The following is an 18,042-nucleotide window of genomic DNA, read 5'->3' on the forward strand; positions in this document are numbered from 1 at the left end:
CTTGCACATCATAACCATAGGTCCCACGGCGAAAATCAGAGCGCAAACTTTTGGAAAGGTCGGTAATCGCTTCAATGACTTCAAGGCTTTTGCGTTCAGGCAACTGAACAAAATCAAGTTGAAAGGAATTCCACCATACCCGCCCCGTCCAGGCGGGTTGAAAGCGTGCCGAAATCCCTAGCCATTCAAGCCCCATCTCTATTGCCGCAAGGGAGCCGCGAATATTTTGCCATGCAAGACCCTGATCAATTAAATCATAAAGGTTAGAGAAATAAGGGTTTAATTCTTGTAAGCCATATTCGTCTATTAAAAAGGGCAACCAAGAAGGCGGACGCGTAATAAATTTCGCGCGGGGTATTTCTTCCAGTGCGGTTTTAACGTGAGGGTCAAGAGCCATTGCTTCTGCAAAACAACGTTCAAACAAGCTAGAATTCGGGGGCAAAAGTGAGGAAAGCATCAATAAGCACGCCCCCGTTCAGACAAAACAATATCCCCCAAAGCTACAGCTTCATCAGGTGCGACCAAAATATCCTCACAAGGTTGCGTTATGTTCACATGGTGAACGCCCTCAACTATCAAGCGGCTTAGTATCCAACTTAAAGACAGATCACGCCCAAGCCTTTGCGCACGCGCCCATTCTGCTCTTAAATTCTGCTCCGCTCTTTCCAAAACAAAGGAGCCTTCATCCGGTAACAACCAAAAATCAGCAGAAACATTGATCATCCGCTGTACCGCGCTTTTCACAAAGATGTGGTCATTGGTCATTTTAACATGGGGGGCATCAAGGGCTGTTTGTACCTTGGCAATTAAAGCCTCATCAGCCACCCCTGAAGGAGCGTCACTAAAAAGCGCAACATGAATAAGCGGACTTTTACCCTCACGATAAACAAAAGCATCTTTGACATGGATATCGCTTGAGAGGGCAAAATATTGGTAACGTGGCGCTGTGCCCCCTGTGGAATGCCCTTGTCTATTCAAACGAATGCGGCGGCGAAACCGCTCATCATCTTCATCCAAAAGGCGCGTGACCCCATGAAAATCCCCCAAATGATCTAAACTTGTTCCACGGGCAAATGTGAGTAAATTATCTCGCGCCACTTCATTAATTCGCTGGCGCAATAGCAACTCTTCATAAGCCGCCGCTTGCAATTGAATGACAACCGGATCATAAGCCGTCTTTTCCACATTATAAGGAATATGATGCGCTGCAAAAAGCTCAGTCAAACGCGTGATCTTTTGCTCTAAAATGGCTTCAACAGAAAGCTCTTCAATAATTTGTGGGAGAGGGAGTTGTGGAGGGGGAGCTTGTGGAATGGATAAAGGTTCAAACTCTGTCATCACCAACCTCTAAATTGATGCTCATTGGCTCTTTGTGTGACCAATCCCCCAAATGCCCATCGGGATAAAAAACACCCGTTAAAACAAAATGGCCCGTTAAAACAAATGAAATGTGCCTTCACGCGTTGCTTTTGTCAGATCAATCCTCTGCAACGAGAACCCAGGCTCTCCACACTCTGGATCATCGAGTGCTTCAACAATTGCTTGATAAAGCTGCATCATCGTCGCAGGATCAGCATTGGCGTCTTGGAATGCTCCAACATCACATCCATAATGACGACGCAAAACCCGTGTCCCAATTCTTGTCGTCAGACATTTACGAAGTGACTGTTGACAATGCGCAAAGCCATATAAAAGAGAGCCATCCTTTTCGCTCATCCCGCACCGCATGCTTTAAGCTCCTTTGCTTGTCTTTGTGGTAGAAACAGTTGGGGGCGCAGAAACAACAGGTGCTGGTTTTTCAGTGATCTGACCAAGCAGCAACGGATATTTAGCCTCTTCCTCACTTAAACAAATTTCCTCACCCTTGCCCGGTGAACGCTTGCCTGCAACAAAATCGGCATTGGTTAAAATAACATAAGTGTTCTCACGCATAATAAACTCCTTTAAAGAGGGGAAGAGGTTGTGGAGGGACCCATTTTGACCCCACCGTGTTTGTGGCTTGCGCCAACAGATTTTTGATTATGCTGTAAATCTTCTGCCTGAATGTGCACACTACCCGTTAATTCAACACGGGTTGCTTGATGAGAAAGCACCAAACCTTGGCTATTCAAATGGATTTGGTTTTCCCCATGGGAGAGAATGAGCTCATTTTTCGTGATACGCAAAGCGCCATAAGAGCCGTCACTTTTCTTTCCTTCTTTGTGCTGTAAGAGCTTTATCTCGTTGCTCAAACGTGTCTTCTAAATGAATAACTTTTCGTTTCTTATCGAAATATTTTCCTCAAACTTTGAAGCCTGTTATTTAAATTATCAACTTTGTGATCTATCCTTTTAATCTCTTGATTTAATTTATCAATATGTTCATGATGTTTAGAAATCACTTCTAAATAATGTAATGCTTGAGACTGATCCTTAAGCTTATTTGCTTCATTTAATTCTCGAAAAGCCTCTGTTCTTTTCTCAACATGCTCAAATAAAGTAAAAACCTTCTCGAGCCGTTCAAAAATTGCAGCATTCCGCTTTTGCGTTATTTCATATTTATAAGTTAGTTGCTTGTTATTTGGCATATTTTTCAGCAATGCAAAATAGAGTGCCTGCTGTTCAAAAGCTATTCTCTTCAAGTCCTCTACCGACACCCCCAATATTTGCATTGTATCGTTCCATCCTCTCTCCGCATTGTCTTTTTCAAACTTTGCTGAATCCAACTTCTGAACCGCATCATCACGTTCCTTAACAGCTTGGGAACAAAATAATTTATCTATACCCGTATAGCCATGCGAGGTAGATAAAAGATATGTTAGCAAAAATATGATAAGCAATAAGCCTTCTCTCAACAGAACTTTTTTTTGTAAACATTTTTTATTTTCTCGTATGCAATAAATTAAAATAAACAATTAAATTTGTATTGAAAAATTAATAATGAAATTTATTAAATCTATTTAAAATAATATATGATAAAAATAAAAAGGGATAAATTGTACAAAAATTAAATACTTAACAAACAGAATAAAGCTATAAAAAATAATTTATTCAATAAAATAGTCATAGATTTTTCTTTCTATCTTTATATCTCTATAGGAGAAATTTAATCAATTTATAGGTAAATTTAAAATATTTTAATAGTATATTACAATTACTTCAAAAATAATATTTTGATTAATAAATCTATTAACATTTATGAAATGATGCGTATACAAAACGGATAACCACAATCAATGTAGTTATCAACTACTTTATAATATAGATTTGTTTGTTTTATCAGCAGCAGTAAAAAAGTTTGTGTTTTTTACAAAGATTGAAATTTATTCATTTTTTATCGTATATTTTATGCTATTAAATTTAAGTTAATAGAGATTATAGAGTTTTAAACTGATAAGATGCGTTATTTTCTCAATGTACATTCATCAATATTTGATGTAGGAATATTTACTTTACATCATAAAAATGTATTTACATTTTTATATAGGGCCCTCCTCCCATGTAATGTGGTGAATAATGAAAGCATCAATAACGGGGAGGACATCATGAATCATACAGAATGTAATTAATGACTAAAGAAATTTACCTGAAGTTATTTTTCAGGGAAAAGTTGGTTTGCTCTACAAGTGGGGAGGAGAAATGAAACAACAATATATTTTAGGAAAATACACACGTGTTGTTGTTCGTGAAAAGGATGCTATTTTTGGTGCAGGTTCAAAGCAGTTTATTATCAATGATAAAAATTTTTGGGAGAACTTAGTGCTTATTGCAGCACAATGGATCAAAAAAAAGACAGTAGATGAAGTTTACAATTCACTATCATTAATCATGTTAAAAGAAAATTTTGACCGTGCGTTTGATTTTCTTGTTTCTAACCATTTTCTTGTCAAAGCTGAAACATCAGACAATATCCTCAATAATCGCTATTCCAGAAGTCATCTCCATTATCAAAGCTATGGTATGCATCCAACCTCCGTTCAGCATATTCTTTTGCAAAAAAGTGTTGTCATTTTAGGGGGTGGTGGGATTGGTAATCATGTATCAGCAATGCTTGCATCCTCTGGCGTTGGAAAATTGACTCTTGTTGACAATGATGTGATCGAGATAACCAACCTTACCAGACAAATTCTTTTTACTGAAGAAGATATCAGTCTTCCGAAAACAACAGTTCTTAAACGTGAGCTGATGCGGAGAAACAGCCAAATTAAAGTTCATGAATTACAAATGTTGATTACTGAAAAAGAGAATATCAACAAATTACCCAAAGCTGATTTATGGATCATTTCTGCTGATTCACCTGCTCAGCTAGGCCTATGGATCAATGAATGGTGTGTAAAAAACAAACAAGCCTATATAAATTCCGGTTATGTTAATGATATAGCTGTCTTTGGTCCATTTTACATACTTAAGAAAACTGGTTGTTACGCATGTAGCTCGTCTATAGGTAATCTTCCGGCAAAAAGTGATCATCTTATTTATGAAGCTTGTGTTATGATTAATAATAACTTCAAAGTTGCTACATTTCCCCCTGTTAATGCACTTTCAGCTGCCATGTGTGCTAATGATGCTCTTAATTTTTGGGTGGTTATGGAAGCCTTCTTTCCACTGATCACCGTGTGGGGATATGGAGCAGCCAACTTTTCACAGAAGAGCGTTCTCTAAAGAAAAATCCTCACTGTAAGGTTTGTGGAACAACACAATGAACAGACCACGCACCCTCGCTCTCAACTATGGATCCTATAATGCTGTCCGCATGCTCATTGGTGTTTACCATGCTATTTTTTTAATGTCCATGGGAGTTAGTCTGGCGCAATTAGCTCTGCTTCAGGTTGTCTTTTCCACCACCATTCTGCTGCTTGATTTTCCCTGCGCTGTTTTATCTGACAGATATCGGCGTAAATATTCCGTTATGGCTGGGGTCTTTATGACAGGAGTATTTTATCTTCTATGCCTTCAAGCTCCTAATATGACAGCACTTATTATTGCGCAAATTCTCTATGCAGCGGGCATTTGCATCATTGTCAGCGCCATTGACGGATGGATTTACCATTCTCTAGGCGATAAACAGGATCACTTTTCGCATTATGCTCATCTCTACCACCAAGTTAACTCTTTCGGAAGTATTCTCAGTGGGATTGTAGGAATTGGAACGATCTATTACTCTGGACAATATTTTATGGGATATATCATCTCATGCCTCATGATGGGATTTATTTTTTTGATATTCCTTATTGTTCCGGAAGAAAAGAAAACGACAATTGAAACATCCAAAACAAAAACAATCTTGCACAATGCCAAGGAAACGCTCTGGATATTTCAAAATACAGTAGGAGGAGCATGGTTTATTTTCCTCATGTGCCTTTTTAGCGCTGGTATTCAGATTATTTATCATTTCTGGCAACCGATAATACTTTCAGGAGGAAAAATTCATCACCTCAACGGTTCGCAAATGCTCGTCTTGATGTGCTGCCATATTGGAGCCTTTTCAGCACAATATTTTTCAAATTTACTGATGTCTAAGTATCATGTTCTTGATAAAAAATATAAGAATTCTATAAAATATTTTTCCTTCTTTTCTGCGCTGATGTGCATAGCGCTCTATTTTTTAGTTCATAGCCATCAAACTGCTGCATCAGTCATCGCCTTCTCTTTAATCCATGGATTTATTTGCACTGTACCGATCGGTGCAAAAAGCTTATTTTTCTCAGAACTTAACCAAAAACAAACGCAACATATTTCTGGTATTGTTGGTGCTGTCTCTTTCAGCGGAAGAATATTTTCAATTACAGTATTAAGTATTATTTCTTTTCTTCCTGCAAAAGTTTCTCCATCTTACTATCTAATATTACCGACCATTACTTTTTTCATGTGTGGTTTGGTTATCATGAAATGGATGAAACACTCTCAAAAGTCTCTATGAGAGGAAATTTTTAAAATTATCACCCACAACGTTTTCTTCTAAAAGAAATCGATATTTTTTTGAGAGCATTGCCACATCCAACGTTCAACATACAATGAAAATATAAAGCAATATGTTGATTTATAATGATAATATAGCAAACTAGAATATTGTAAGATTCTTTCTTTTCAAATCTGTTTTTATGGTTGAAACAAGCAAAATCATTTGCTTGCACATCATTAAGTGGAGAAAGCCGTATAAATAAAAACAATTTAGAAAAGAAAAAATGCCTTTTATGAACTCTCATAGTTAAAATCTATCACAACAGGAAGGCAGATATATAATATGCCTCTTTGCATCTTCATAAGTATACAAATGGTGTGGCACTATAAGACTTTATATGCCTCACAGAAACTTTTACGTTTTATACCATTTAAGAGGTGCCGTCGCAAAATGGGCTTATACACATTGAAAGATATCTCTTTAACACAAGTGCATAAATTGGCAACACAAGTATATTTGTGTTTAGAACATTCTTTTTATATGAGAGGCATAATCCCAACGGGATAAACAAAAGCGTAAGACACATAATCTTCATTATTTAAAAGACACGACCATAGAGATTTATGAAAGTTATAAAACTGAATTAATAAGATGATGATAAAAATAAGAGATAACTTCCACCTTTTCCGCTTTTATATTTTCTCAAAATTAAAAAGATCCTTCCGTTTTTAGAAATGACTCGCTAGCAAATATATACAATATTTTCTCCCCTATTTGGCATATAAACGCTGACATAACCGATAAAGCAGTAAACCATCTTAAATATTGATCTCAAATATGCTGTTGTATAAGGAGTAAGTGCTGATTGACACACAAAAGCAAAAGCTTAGCAAAACAACGTCATAAAATAAATGTGCCACCAAACGATTGGAACGATATAGGGAAGTCAAAAACACTTTGTAGAACAAAATCCGTAACATCTAGCTTTACGGCCGCTTATTCTTACAAACGTGCGTGCTGCTCCCTATATCCATAAAAATAAATAAGCAATCCTTAGCTAAAAAATATGCAACGTCAATGTGATGCTATAACAGAGCTTCGCTTTCCTTTATCAACAAAAGCATGAGAAATTTTGAACCAAACCTATTTTTCTCAGGATATTTTTTTCCACAACTGATCATATTTACTTTAATATAAATTGGCATAGCGATTTACATGAAACATATTGCGCTTAAAATATCCCCCATTGGTTTTGCTTTAGTTTACACCATTAGAAAAGAAATTTTTGTAACTTGTTTCATGAAACATAAAATTAAAAATCAACACAGGAATTAAGAAAATGAGCAACCACACGCGCTGCTAATACAGGTATTACAATTTCGCACATAATACAATTTCGCACATAAATTGAGATGGAAGGAAGATAAAATAGCACCACTCTATAGCAGAGTAGCTGATAGAAAACGTCTAGCAAGAAAAGCAATCAAAAAACTTCACAAAATTGAGATTAGCAGAAAAGCAAATGAGCACAAATCACTGAAAAAAATTCCTATACACAATCAACTGCTTTTATAACAATAGATGGCGGAGAGGAAGAGATTCGAACTCTCGAGAGCCTTTTGAGCCCTACTCCCTTAGCAGGGGAGCGCCTTCGACCACTCGGCCACCTCTCCAACAGAGAGGCATAAATGGTATCAACAGAAAGTTCAAGACATTTTCGATTTTTTTCCCAAATATCTGAAATTTTTCTCCTATTGAGCCCATAGGGATAAAAAGTTAACAAAACAAAAATTGTGTCTTTTTTACCACATTATCTCGAATAGTACATGTATACATTACAAAAAGGTAATTTCATATTTGAATATCTAAAAAGATTAGTATAGCTAAGATAACAAGTGCCGCGTATTTTACTTATGTCTTTGTCCTTAATGCGTTAGGTAAATGATACCCTTTAGAATTTAGAAGAAAATTAACGGACCTCGGAGATCCTATATGAATATTAAATCCCTCTTTTTAAGCTCTACAGCAGCTTTTTTAACAATTTCTGGAGCACATGCTGCTTCAACAGTTATCGCCGAACCCGAACCTGTAGAATATGTTCGCGTTTGTGATGCCTACGGAAAAGGATATTTTTATATCCCTGGAACAGAAACCTGCATGCGTTTATCAGGAAATGTTCGTACTGATTTTATAGGCGGTGATAATATCGATGCAACAAGCGAAACTGAACTAAGAAACAAAAGAAAAACCTATGGCGCAGCATCACGGCTCACCCTTGTTTTTCAAGCAGCTTCTGAAACAGAAATGGGAACACTTCGTTCATATGCAAGAATTTATTCAAACTGGGGTGATGGTAGAGACAACGCTGCTGCAAAGCTTGCAGCCGCTTACATTGAACTGGGTGGTTTTCGCGTAGGTCTTGATGACACAATTTTCAACAGCTGGACTGGTGATTATGGAAATGTTCTCAATGATGACAGCATAGCACCTGCAGGCACAACACGCACTAATTTTATTTCCTACACCTTTAATGGTGACTCCGGCTTTTCTGCTATTATCGGAGCTGAACTAGGCAATAATTCAGATGCTCTTCCTGGAATAAGCGGATACTATATTGATAAAGATGATAAGCTTGTTCCTATCACGAAGGATACTCTTCCAAGTAAAGCAATTAAAAATTACACACCCAATGTGGTTTTGGGTATAAAGTTTATGCAAAAATGGGGTGGTTTTTCAGCGGTTGCAGCATATGACACTTACTACAAAAAGTGGGCTGGAAAAGTACGTGCAGATTTCAATATCAACGATCGTTTCAATCTATGGGTAATGGCTGGTTATAAAAATGGCCTTGATTACTACACAGTAAATGAAAATGATGAGTTATCACGACAAAGCACAACGATCTATGCAAACTGGGGTGGTAAATGGGCTGCTTGGGCAGGTGCCACTTACAAGCTTACGCCAAAGGCAAATTTAAATGCACAAGTTTCTTATAGTGCTGTAAAAACCTTTGCAACTTCTGTAAATATTGCATATACGTTGGTTCCAGGATTTGTGATTACACCTGAATTAACCTATGTTCATTGGAATGATGATCGCATTGTGAAGGATCAGAATGATAATGAAAAACATTTGTTCAATAAAAAAAGTGCTTTTCAAGGTATGATCCGTTTACAGCGTTCATTCTAATACTATTTAAGCTAAAGATTTTAAAACCTAGCAACTTATGTTGCTAGGTTTTACTTTTGAAATTAAATATCATGAACATCTTTCTTGATCGTTATTTTCTTGTCTTTTTGAAAAAAAATACTCACTTTCACAAAAATATTCTCAGAAAATTAACCTGATGTACTTGATAAGAACACTGCATACGTGGGTTCTTACACATCCATTCAAACAATCTCTTGCGTACCCAGGTGAACAAATACCTTTTCTTTATTACCAAATTGATTTTTGTTGGTAATTTATACCTAACCTTTGTTAATTTAGGTCATGAACTTCTCAGGTAAGTTCTGTACTGAACAAATAAAATATTGAAAAAAACAAGACATCATTGTGTTTTTGATATGCATGAATGTGTCTTCTATTAACATCCTAAAACACAACATTTTACAACACTGCCGCGCATTAAAAAACTTAATCACCAAGAAACATGTTATCAAAACGATGAAAATATCCCCTAAAGCAATAAAAGAGAAAATAGATATATCTTCAAAAAATGAATTAACCTCTTCCCCATCTAAAGAATAGAGACTCCTATCAGTAGCAATCTGTAAACGACCCACCTTTTTTTGAATCTGCATCACATGAATTTATAATGACAATTTATTATTTTGCATGTTGAATAAAAGTCCAGAATATCGTAGGATTCTCCATTTCAGACCTGTCCCATGTTTCAATCAACCAAAACCATTCACTTGTACACGACGAATGGAGAGAGCCGTGTGAATAAAAACGAGTAAAGAAAACCCTTTATGAATCGTTTTAAGTTCCAAGGACTGTAGTAACATTGAGATCTGGCAAAGTATACAATGGTGTTCGGCACTTTTATTAAGCATAAAAATGAAGCTAACTTAATAGAGGACTTTAGATTATATTCTTTATGAACGTCACTGTAAAAAAAGAAGCCTCTCTTGATAAGAAAAAGGCTTACACGTCATCATAACCATATTTTCAATTAAAACACGTTGAATTCACGGAAAATATTTATCAACCAATGCATAAAGAATTGCTGCTGTTTCAACATCTAGAATCCCATCATAATTTTCTTGACGAAAATGAAGTTGGAATGCTCGGATCAAATCTTTGTATCCTGTTTGGGTACACGCAGCAGAAATGTCATATCCATAACATTTTAGCTTCGCCAAAATATCTTCTTTGGGCGGCAAGTTCTTAGAAAATTGCTCTTGATAATGACTTTTTAGTTCATCATCATACCATGCTCCTATACCTGCCCTATAAAGTTCTCTCCATGGGAAAGCTGCTCCTGGATCACTTTTTCTTCCAATAGCAATATCACTGTGTCCCACAACATCAGTTGGCATAATATCGGGATACCGTTGAAGAATATTCAAGGCAAGTTCCTTAACGGCATCAATTTGTATTGGATTATAAGGAGGAAATATACCACCCTCATCATGATAAGCCATAAAATCAACTGTCTCTTCTGGAGACTCAAAATGACCCGTCGCTAAATTAACGATTTCAATCCCGATAGATGCATCATTGAGATGACTATGCCCAGCCCATGAACTCACACCCGCATGCCATGCACGCTCATTTTCATCAACCAGATTAAAAATACGCATGTCCTTAAAGCCTGCTTCACGATATGTCTGCTCTGAAGGATCAGGAACAAGATAGTGTGCACTAACCTTTTCTCCTGTAAGCGCCATAATCGAGGATTTAAAATCAAGAGCCGTATAATGCATAACGAGAAAACGAACGCGACGATTAAAACTCTTGACAGAACGATAACTGTTGTAATCAATCTGATACATAAAAGCCCTTTCTTTTTTGCTAAAAAAGACCACTGCGCATCACAACAGATAGGACACGAACTGTTAAAAATGCAATGAACTTCCTATCTAGATACTAAGAATTACGCCTAAAATTTGTTCATCAAAAACATTGACACTCTTATCAACAATTAAGACACATTTTATTTCTCCCCCACACACGCGTAAAATGTTTTTAACCACATTCACAAACGCACCGCATTAAATATTTTCCTCAAACAAATTCCTAAAAATTACCAATCGAAAAGAAAACAAAAGCATAAAATAATCACTCCTTGAATTTTCACGTCTTACAGAAAAATAATTCTTCCTGTTATCACATTGAAAAATATCGCCCCTCGGAAGCGAACACCCAACGATCGTGCAATCACACAAAAACTTAAAGGAAAAATTTTTATAAGCTCTTTACAGCAATTTATTATCAGATAACTGAATGGCACATATTCGCAATAAACTGGACATATTTTTCAATAAAATTTGCAAAGCTTTCCTGTAAATGACACAACTTCTTGTCTTTTCACACCATCGCTTTTTGATTTACAAAGAATCTCAATTATTTACAACGCTTGAGGCACATGAAGTCTCTGGATTCCTTGTCATCAGCTCTATGAAAGATAACGAATTGATTTATAATAATAATTAATCATTATAAATATTGAATGTAGCAAGCCTAATATCGTAAAGTTTTTCTTAATCTTGAATTAATCAAAGTGATTTAATTACACATTAAAAGAAAGTTTAACCTATAGATAAAAACCACTTAAGAAAAGGATCAAAATACTTCTTATAATAGAACGTTCAATAATTTGAGCAATATTTTTACGTCCCCATAGAGGTTCATTTGCTTTTCTCAGTTTGCAAAACTCTTTTTAAAACCAACCAAGCTGCATATTCTTGTAAGACGGCACCTAAAAGTGGTCGCGTATAGGGAAAAGTTACACGATCATCACCATAACCTTTCATCCGTATAGTCATCGTGGCATGTCCAAGGCTTTCTTCTTGATTTTCTAATGTCTCGATAGAAGGTTCTAGGCTCACTTCAACCTCAAGCAGTGGAATATTTTTTGTACTTTTTTCTATGGGCTGAAAATATTTTAAAAGATATGGATCATTGGAAGACCAATGAACCTCTGTATGCTTTTTCAATTGTTTACAAGCAGTAGTAACTTCTGCACCAACCAAATAGGAGTGAAAATGATCTTCAAATTGTTCGATTAAATGCTGTGCCAAAGGTGCCGATGACTGACCAACAAGCTGCACAAGAACATAGGGGCTTTTCCATAAAAAATGCCGTTCAAATGGCTCATTTTCAAGATGACAATCAACCCACTGCGCAATGGTACTTTCATCAATTCCAATCAAAGTCCATGCATACCCCGCACGCGATACAAAAGAATATTTCTTCTCGTTGTGTTCTAAATAATTCTCTAAAAGCGCAAGAGCCTGTGATGGCGGACCAGGCAAAACAACAAGCGTACTTCCATCACAAGAAAGATAAAAGCCTGGTGCTGTACCTGTAGGATTATCAAGCACGGTTGCTGTCTCAGGAAACAATGCTTGACGCGCATTACTCTTATCCACCAAAATCCCTAATCGTTGTAATTGACCTTTTATTGTTTGCCAAACATCTTCATGATGTACCAAAGGCTGCTTTACAGCTTGAGAAACCGCATCACGTGTTATGTCATCTGATGTTGGTCCCAATCCCCCACTGATAATGATAAGATCTTCTTGTCCAAGGCAAGAAACAACAGTCTCACTGATTTGCTGTAATTGATCAGCACAAACAAAATGACGCGTGACTTGAATATTTCTTTTATTCAAGCTCTGACTCAAATCCTGCAAATTCGTATTCAAATATTGTCCTGAAAGGAGTTCATCACCAATCGTAATAATTGCCGCATGACAAATAGAGACAGGATTCACAAGAACATTGCGAACAGCTTCAGCCATTTGACGGGTAGAGGCTACACCTCCAAGATCATAGGTAACAGTTTTTCCAGCACGAATAACCTGATCAACACTCTCAGATAGTTGTTTTGCTGCATCTTTAAAACCTAAATGCTCTAAAAGTAAAGCCGTGGTATAAAGCATCGCAGAAGGATTTGCTTTATTCTGTCCAGCAATACGTGGTGCACTGCCATGAACAGGCTCAAAACAAGCAATCTCGCTCCCCACATTCACATGAGGAGCAAGCCCTAATCCCCCCATGACTCCAGCGGCAAGATCAGAGAGAATATCGCCAAACATGTTTTCAGCAACAATCACCCCAAATTGCTCTGGCTTGTTTGCTATCCACAAAGCAACCGCATCGACATTGTGAATGTCTGCTTCAATTTCCGGATAGTTTTGCGCAATCTTCTCAAAAATTTCCTGAGCAAATTGTCCACTTTCTCGCATAACATTGGGCTTATCAGCAAAAGTAACGCGCTTAAAGCCATATTTCCTCGCATAAGAAAAAGCATATTCAAATAACCGCTCTAAACCAAAGCGTGTCTGCAAACGGACTGTCCACGCAGCTTCCTCAAGCCCATATTTTGTTAAATTGGGATGTTTTAGCCAAACGGCTGTTTCAGGAGAAATACCCCGAAAATCCAATCCAGCATAAAGGCCTTCACTATTGTCTCTGATAACACAAAAATGAAAAGGTTTTCTCGGACCAAAGATGTATCTGACAGGGCGTATATTTGCAAACAACCCTAATTTTTGGCGAAGCTGAATAACCGGTGACACATAGGCAAGTTTTTGCTCTTTTAAATGCGGTTCCAGTTCTTTTAAAGCCGCTTCTTTTCCCTTACTGGTCACAGCTCCAAGTAAAATGGCATCACTCTGAATAATTTTTTGCCAAGTTGCTTGAGGGACAGGATCTCCTTCTTGTTTCCAACATTCAAAACCAATATCACCATAAGTAAACTCAATTGGCAATTGGAATTGCTCTAAGATCCTCAACGCAGCATCACAAACCTCTGGTCCTATCCCATCACCAGGTAATACAAGAACTTTCTTTTTCATAACTCATCAATCCACTCATCAATGACTGCATCTGTCATAGTAGGATTATCCTCCCACAAACGCGTACCAGCACCAGAAATAATCTTATATTCATGGTTCAGATTATGACTTTTCGTCTGATTATCTACCGTTGCAAGTTGTGACTTTTCTCCCACTAAAGCTAAAAACTTCCCCTTATACTTAACTATTTCATCTCTAGCATCTATTTCTAATAAGAGTTTAAACCCTCTTCTCATGCGTTCAATTGCCACGCTTTTTTGTTTATCGGGAATCTCCAATAAAACTCTTTTTTTCATAATGCCAGAAGGATGCATAAAACCATTGAGTATTTCCAAAGCCCCCGACAAATCATTATTTTCTAAGGAGGCAAGAATATCTCCAAGGCGCCGTTGCAAAACCTTATCTGGATAGCCAGGTGCATTCACAGCAAGCACAGCTTGAACATTGGGAAGCCGTGCTGCCAATATTTGTACCAACATTCCAGCCATAGAAAATCCCACAAGCACTGCGGGCTCTTTAAAATAGCTTTTAAGTTTTTCTGCCATAAAAGATAAAATGTCTACAGCAGCATGATTGAGCACATGAGAACTCTTAGGAAAAAGAGAAAGTGTATCCAGCAGAGTGACTGGGTATCCTTTTGATAAGCATAGCTTTGTCAATGGAGAACAAAAAACACCACCATCCCAAATTGGCATTACAGGAGAAAGAATAATAATAGGAAGGCTCATTGATCAATTCCTCCCCTTATTTAAAACATGCATTAGAGCCAAAACTTTTCCCATCCAATATAATGAAAATATGTTGAAACTCTAGGCTCATACTCTCCCCCCATCATAATCGATTTGTTAAACTCAAACTAAGCTTGTAACAAATTTTAAACCCACTCAATCCAACAACTTAATAAAAAAATTCATCTAATGTACAGGTACCCCATTCGTGAACAACATCAAAAACATTTCCGCATAATGTTTTCTTTTTATCATTTTACTCAGTTCATTTCTGAAGTCATAAAATGACGCGCTTTTTGAATATAAATGATAAAACCAATCATACAACACACAGCTAACAAAGTTGCCATAGCCCGTGGGCTATGACCAGATATCTTTCCGATAACCGCTGCACTGAGTGCCGCACTTCCTAATTGCAAAGATCCCATAACACCAGAAGCCGCTCCCGCAGCTTTCGGATGCGATGAAATAGCCAACGCTGTTCCTAACGGCAATAAAAAACCATTGCCAAAAGTAAGAACAGCAATAGCCATAAAACTTGTCACAAGGGGCCATGGACTTAGATACATTTGCACAGCAAACAGCACACCACCTATCACAAAAATAATGTACCCTCTCCCCACAGTCTTTTCCATAGACTCGCGCTCAAAAAACCATCGCGCCAAAAGATTTCCCAAAATATAGGGAAACGAAACACCAATATAGCTATAACTAATGTGTATCGGCGATAACCCCAAAGTCGTGAGTAAAAAAGGCGACTCCACAATATAAGCAAAATAGGCAGCGTAAGAAAAACACGGAATAAGTGCATAAAAAATAAATTGTTTATTTCTGAGAACACCTAAATATGCCTTCATAAATCCTACCGGAGAAAAATGCTGCCGCTTCTGAGGAGGTAGAGTTTCGGTTAGCACAAAACAACATAGAAAAATGGTCAAAAATATAAAAAAGCTTAAAAAGATAAAAGTTGCCTGCCAATGAAAAGCTTGTATCAAAAGTCCACCAATGAAAGGTGCAAGTGCTGGTGACATTCCAATAAAAGGGAAAACAATCAAATAAAGTTTTCCAGCCGCTTTTTTATCCAACAAATCATTGATAATTGCACGACTTAAGACAAGTCCCGCACAAGCACCAAGACCTTGCAAAAAACGTAACACAAGAAAAGCGTGAATATGAACCGTATAAATCACACCAAGTGTCGTAAATAACCACAAGAATAAGCCCAATAGAAGTGTTTTTTTACGCCCAAAATTATCACTCAGCGGCCCATAAATGAGCTGTCCAAGTGCCAATGCCAACAAAAAAACCGCCACTGCACTTTGAATTTGAGATTGTGTCACTTGATAATATTGACGCATATCGCCCAGTGCTGGTAAAAAAATATCGGTAGAAATCAAACCTCCTGTTGATAAACATACGATAAGTATAATGAATGGTAATGTATATTTATGTTTCATCAGGAAAGTCACATTTCTTAAATTTAAAAATATTTAAATTTTACGTTTATAGAAAAATAATAATTTATATTTATAAATATAAATCTATTTTAACTTTATCCACAGGGAATAAAATAATAAATTTTCTTTATTCTTTTACTTTATTCGAGAATAATTCATCTTGTTGATACATAAATCCAGTGTATGATCCGCACGCACACACTCAACACGTAAATAAACACTTAGTGCTTCACTTTATAATTAATTTTAAAGCATAGCAAATCGCAATTTTAAAACTATACGCAAAAGAAGCTAAAAGATCAAAACTCTCCTTCAGAGATATATTTCCCAATCCGAAATAGCGCATTTTGTTGTATTCATGTTGCCCTATCTTCATCAGCTTTTTTTCATTGATATCATCAACAAAAACGCTCCCAAACTCTATCCCTCTCCATGATAACAACATCACTTTTCCGACAACATCTTTTATCAGAGGTGGTTTACAACGCTCAAAGAAAAAAGAAGCCACAAACTCCCTCTCCTTAAAACTCCCCACACAAATATTATTGTAACAATACAGCATATAACAATGGCTCATGGAGAAGTTTTTATCAACACAAATAATTGAGCAAACAAACTTAATAGCCCACTAATATCATAAAGCAAATTGCGCTTCTATCTCGCTCTAAAATCTAAATTCATCTTGTCCATTTTGTTAGAATTTCATTCTACATAACCAGCACAAAGTTTATTACCTAAGCTATTGACAAACATGATATAATGGAAATTTGATAAATCATTCTGCATCTAATTTAGAAAGCAAGGAGAAGCTATTAATGAATATAACAGAACTAGCCATGTACCAATTACTTGTACCTATTAAAGTGGAAGGAAAGACATACACAGAAATCACCTTACGCCGCCCGAACTTTAAAGACTTAAAAGCAATACAGAGCAAAGAAGGCGACGAGCAATCAATTGAAATGATCGCATGTCTTTCAGGGTGGTCCTATAATGCCATCAGTAAACTTGGTGTTCGTGATTTTTTAAACATTAAAGACATTTACGGGCCTTTAATAAAAAAAGTATTAAAAAAACTTGATAAAATGAATACAATCATAAAAATCCCATCCCTAAAAATCCTATCCTTAGAAACTCAATTTTCTAAACATCTCAAAAACTTTATAAACAAAGTAAATGCACCCATAAAAAGCGTAATGGATGAATGTATTTTAATCGACAGTAAACCCGAAAAATGCACAAGTAACCTTTACACACATACATTTGAAACAGAATCCATGACAACTGCAAATGCAAAAGTGAAAACCTGTAGCACCTATGAACCGATTACAGTTCATAATCCCTACGTCATAAAGGTGGAACACATGACCTTTACAAAATGCACTTTCTTAGTACAAGATGGTCCATCAAACCAAATTTATCTCTCAAATCAAAGTGCTCTTACATCGTATAAAAAAACTGCGGGCGAAACTAAAAAACAAACTTTGGAGAGAATCTCGAAACTTTTGGACATTGTCTCAAAACTTTTCAACTTTCCTCTCTGGTTTTGGGAGTTTTTACTCAAAGAACTTAGAAAGTTTTTCTAGCATTGTTTTGATATAGAATAATAAGAGAAGGAAAAACAGCTTAGAACACTAATGTTTCTTCCTTCTCTTTTATCTCTCATAGCTTTTTGAATTGAATACTTTTGATATTTATTTTGAATAATTGAAGCATTCTTTTAATTATAAGTACAATATAAAAACTAAAATTTTAGAAGATGCGCTGTTTTTACAAAAAAATGAAATAATAAAATAAATACTCCAGAATTTTAAGTAATGATCACCGTCTTGTGTTCGGTCTTTCCTATCCCTTTTTGGCGCATATTTACCACTTTTGGAACATAATTGGCAAAAAGACATTGTATCTCCAGCATATTCAAGGAGATAAAACATGGAAACTCGCATT

14 protein-coding genes, 1 tRNA gene and 1 pseudogene are annotated in these 18,042 nt (G+C 36.5%); 4 read left to right on the forward strand and 12 right to left on the reverse strand.

The genetic code is table 11. The features are described 5' to 3' along the window. The 6 genes and pseudogenes from ACFIKG_RS07615 to ACFIKG_RS07640 form a co-directional block, all read right to left on the reverse strand. Window positions 1-457 (reverse strand): phage tail protein (locus ACFIKG_RS07615; RefSeq protein WP_375652022.1); only part of this gene is annotated, 457 nt, incomplete at its 3' end. Continuing rightward, the gene (locus ACFIKG_RS07620) at window positions 457-1,338 is read right to left on the reverse strand and encodes a baseplate J/gp47 family protein (protein ID WP_375652023.1); all 882 of its coding nucleotides are present in this window, start codon (window positions 1,336-1,338) and stop codon (window positions 457-459) included. The genes ACFIKG_RS07620 and ACFIKG_RS07615, both read right to left, overlap by 1 nt. Continuing rightward, window positions 1,325-1,728, reverse strand: a pseudogene (locus ACFIKG_RS07625) (GPW/gp25 family protein). The gene ACFIKG_RS07620 and the pseudogene ACFIKG_RS07625 overlap by 14 nt, the downstream one beginning before the upstream one ends. A gap of 3 nt (window positions 1,729-1,731) precedes the next feature. Beyond that, a complete protein-coding gene (locus ACFIKG_RS07630; protein WP_273790108.1) occupies window positions 1,732-1,932 on the reverse strand; it encodes a hypothetical protein in 201 nt (66 codons plus the stop codon). Between the two features lie 11 nt (window positions 1,933-1,943). Further along, the gene (locus ACFIKG_RS07635; RefSeq protein ID WP_375652024.1) at window positions 1,944-2,231 is read right to left on the reverse strand and encodes a hypothetical protein; all 288 of its coding nucleotides are present in this window, start codon (window positions 2,229-2,231) and stop codon (window positions 1,944-1,946) included. A gap of 32 nt (window positions 2,232-2,263) precedes the next feature. Further along, window positions 2,264-2,818: a hypothetical protein gene (locus ACFIKG_RS07640; RefSeq protein ID WP_375649486.1), complete on the reverse strand. Its 555-nt coding sequence runs from the start codon at window positions 2,816-2,818 to the stop codon at window positions 2,264-2,266. 799 nt (window positions 2,819-3,617) lie between these two features. Between ACFIKG_RS07640 and ACFIKG_RS07645 the strand changes: the two genes are divergently transcribed. Beyond that, a complete protein-coding gene (locus ACFIKG_RS07645; protein WP_375652025.1) occupies window positions 3,618-4,640 on the forward strand; it encodes a ThiF family adenylyltransferase in 1,023 nt (340 codons plus the stop codon). Between the two features lie 37 nt (window positions 4,641-4,677). Beyond that, window positions 4,678-5,898 (forward strand): MFS transporter, encoded by a 1,221-nt coding sequence (locus ACFIKG_RS07650; RefSeq protein ID WP_375652026.1) that lies wholly within the window; start codon window positions 4,678-4,680, stop codon window positions 5,896-5,898. A gap of 1,564 nt (window positions 5,899-7,462) precedes the next feature. Here the strand turns inward: ACFIKG_RS07650 and ACFIKG_RS07655 are convergent. Further along, window positions 7,463-7,553 (reverse strand) — tRNA-Ser (locus tag ACFIKG_RS07655). Window positions 7,554-7,872: 319 nt separating this feature from the next. Between ACFIKG_RS07655 and ACFIKG_RS07660 the strand changes: the two genes are divergently transcribed. Further along, entirely contained in the window at window positions 7,873-9,069 is a 1,197-nt protein-coding gene (locus ACFIKG_RS07660; protein WP_375652027.1) for a porin, read from the forward strand. A gap of 1,004 nt (window positions 9,070-10,073) precedes the next feature. Here ACFIKG_RS07660 and ACFIKG_RS07665 read toward each other — a convergent pair. The 5 genes from ACFIKG_RS07665 to ACFIKG_RS07685 form a co-directional block, all read right to left on the reverse strand. After that, the gene (locus tag ACFIKG_RS07665; RefSeq protein WP_375652028.1) at window positions 10,074-10,880 is read right to left on the reverse strand and encodes an N-acetylmuramoyl-L-alanine amidase; all 807 of its coding nucleotides are present in this window, start codon (window positions 10,878-10,880) and stop codon (window positions 10,074-10,076) included. Between the two features lie 855 nt (window positions 10,881-11,735). Then, window positions 11,736-13,910: an isocitrate/isopropylmalate family dehydrogenase gene (locus tag ACFIKG_RS07670; protein WP_375652029.1), complete on the reverse strand. Its 2,175-nt coding sequence runs from the start codon at window positions 13,908-13,910 to the stop codon at window positions 11,736-11,738. Then, complete coding sequence (locus ACFIKG_RS07675; protein WP_375652030.1) at window positions 13,907-14,638, reverse strand: alpha/beta fold hydrolase; 732 nt, start codon at window positions 14,636-14,638, stop codon at window positions 13,907-13,909. The genes ACFIKG_RS07670 and ACFIKG_RS07675 overlap by 4 nt, the downstream gene beginning before the upstream one ends. A gap of 260 nt (window positions 14,639-14,898) precedes the next feature. After that, complete coding sequence (locus ACFIKG_RS07680) at window positions 14,899-16,095, reverse strand: multidrug effflux MFS transporter (RefSeq protein ID WP_375652031.1); 1,197 nt, start codon at window positions 16,093-16,095, stop codon at window positions 14,899-14,901. A 229-nt stretch (window positions 16,096-16,324) separates the two neighbouring features. Continuing rightward, the gene (locus ACFIKG_RS07685; RefSeq protein WP_375627452.1) at window positions 16,325-16,603 is read right to left on the reverse strand and encodes a hypothetical protein; all 279 of its coding nucleotides are present in this window, start codon (window positions 16,601-16,603) and stop codon (window positions 16,325-16,327) included. A 307-nt stretch (window positions 16,604-16,910) separates the two neighbouring features. On the opposite strand from ACFIKG_RS07685, the gene ACFIKG_RS07690 reads away from it, so the two are divergent. Continuing rightward, complete coding sequence (locus ACFIKG_RS07690; protein WP_375652032.1) at window positions 16,911-17,681, forward strand: phage tail assembly protein; 771 nt, start codon at window positions 16,911-16,913, stop codon at window positions 17,679-17,681. Window positions 17,682-18,042 lie beyond the last annotated feature (361 nt).

The sequence above is a fragment of the Bartonella sp. LB28NMGDW genome (genome assembly GCF_042194435.1).
In the GTDB taxonomy this organism is placed as follows: Bacteria; Pseudomonadota; Alphaproteobacteria; order Rhizobiales; family Rhizobiaceae; genus Bartonella; species Bartonella grahamii.

Bases quoted from the DNA above. Each gene is read 5' to 3' on its own strand.
- ACFIKG_RS07620 (WP_375652023.1), bottom strand. From the start codon at position 1,338: ATGACAGAGTTTGAACCTTTATCCATTCCACAAGCTCCCCCTCCACAA.
- ACFIKG_RS07630 (WP_273790108.1), bottom strand. From the start codon at position 1,932: ATGCGTGAGAACACTTATGTTATTTTAACCAATGCCGATTTTGTTGCA.
- ACFIKG_RS07645 (WP_375652025.1), top strand. From the start codon at position 3,618: ATGAAACAACAATATATTTTAGGAAAATACACACGTGTTGTTGTTCGT.
- ACFIKG_RS07650 (WP_375652026.1), top strand. From the start codon at position 4,678: ATGAACAGACCACGCACCCTCGCTCTCAACTATGGATCCTATAATGCT.
- ACFIKG_RS07660 (WP_375652027.1), top strand. From the start codon at position 7,873: ATGAATATTAAATCCCTCTTTTTAAGCTCTACAGCAGCTTTTTTAACA.
- ACFIKG_RS07665 (WP_375652028.1), bottom strand. From the start codon at position 10,880: ATGTATCAGATTGATTACAACAGTTATCGTTCTGTCAAGAGTTTTAAT.
- ACFIKG_RS07670 (WP_375652029.1), bottom strand. From the start codon at position 13,910: ATGAAAAAGAAAGTTCTTGTATTACCTGGTGATGGGATAGGACCAGAG.
- ACFIKG_RS07675 (WP_375652030.1), bottom strand. From the start codon at position 14,638: ATGAGCCTTCCTATTATTATTCTTTCTCCTGTAATGCCAATTTGGGAT.
- ACFIKG_RS07680 (WP_375652031.1), bottom strand. From the start codon at position 16,095: ATGAAACATAAATATACATTACCATTCATTATACTTATCGTATGTTTA.
- ACFIKG_RS07690 (WP_375652032.1), top strand. From the start codon at position 16,911: ATGAATATAACAGAACTAGCCATGTACCAATTACTTGTACCTATTAAA.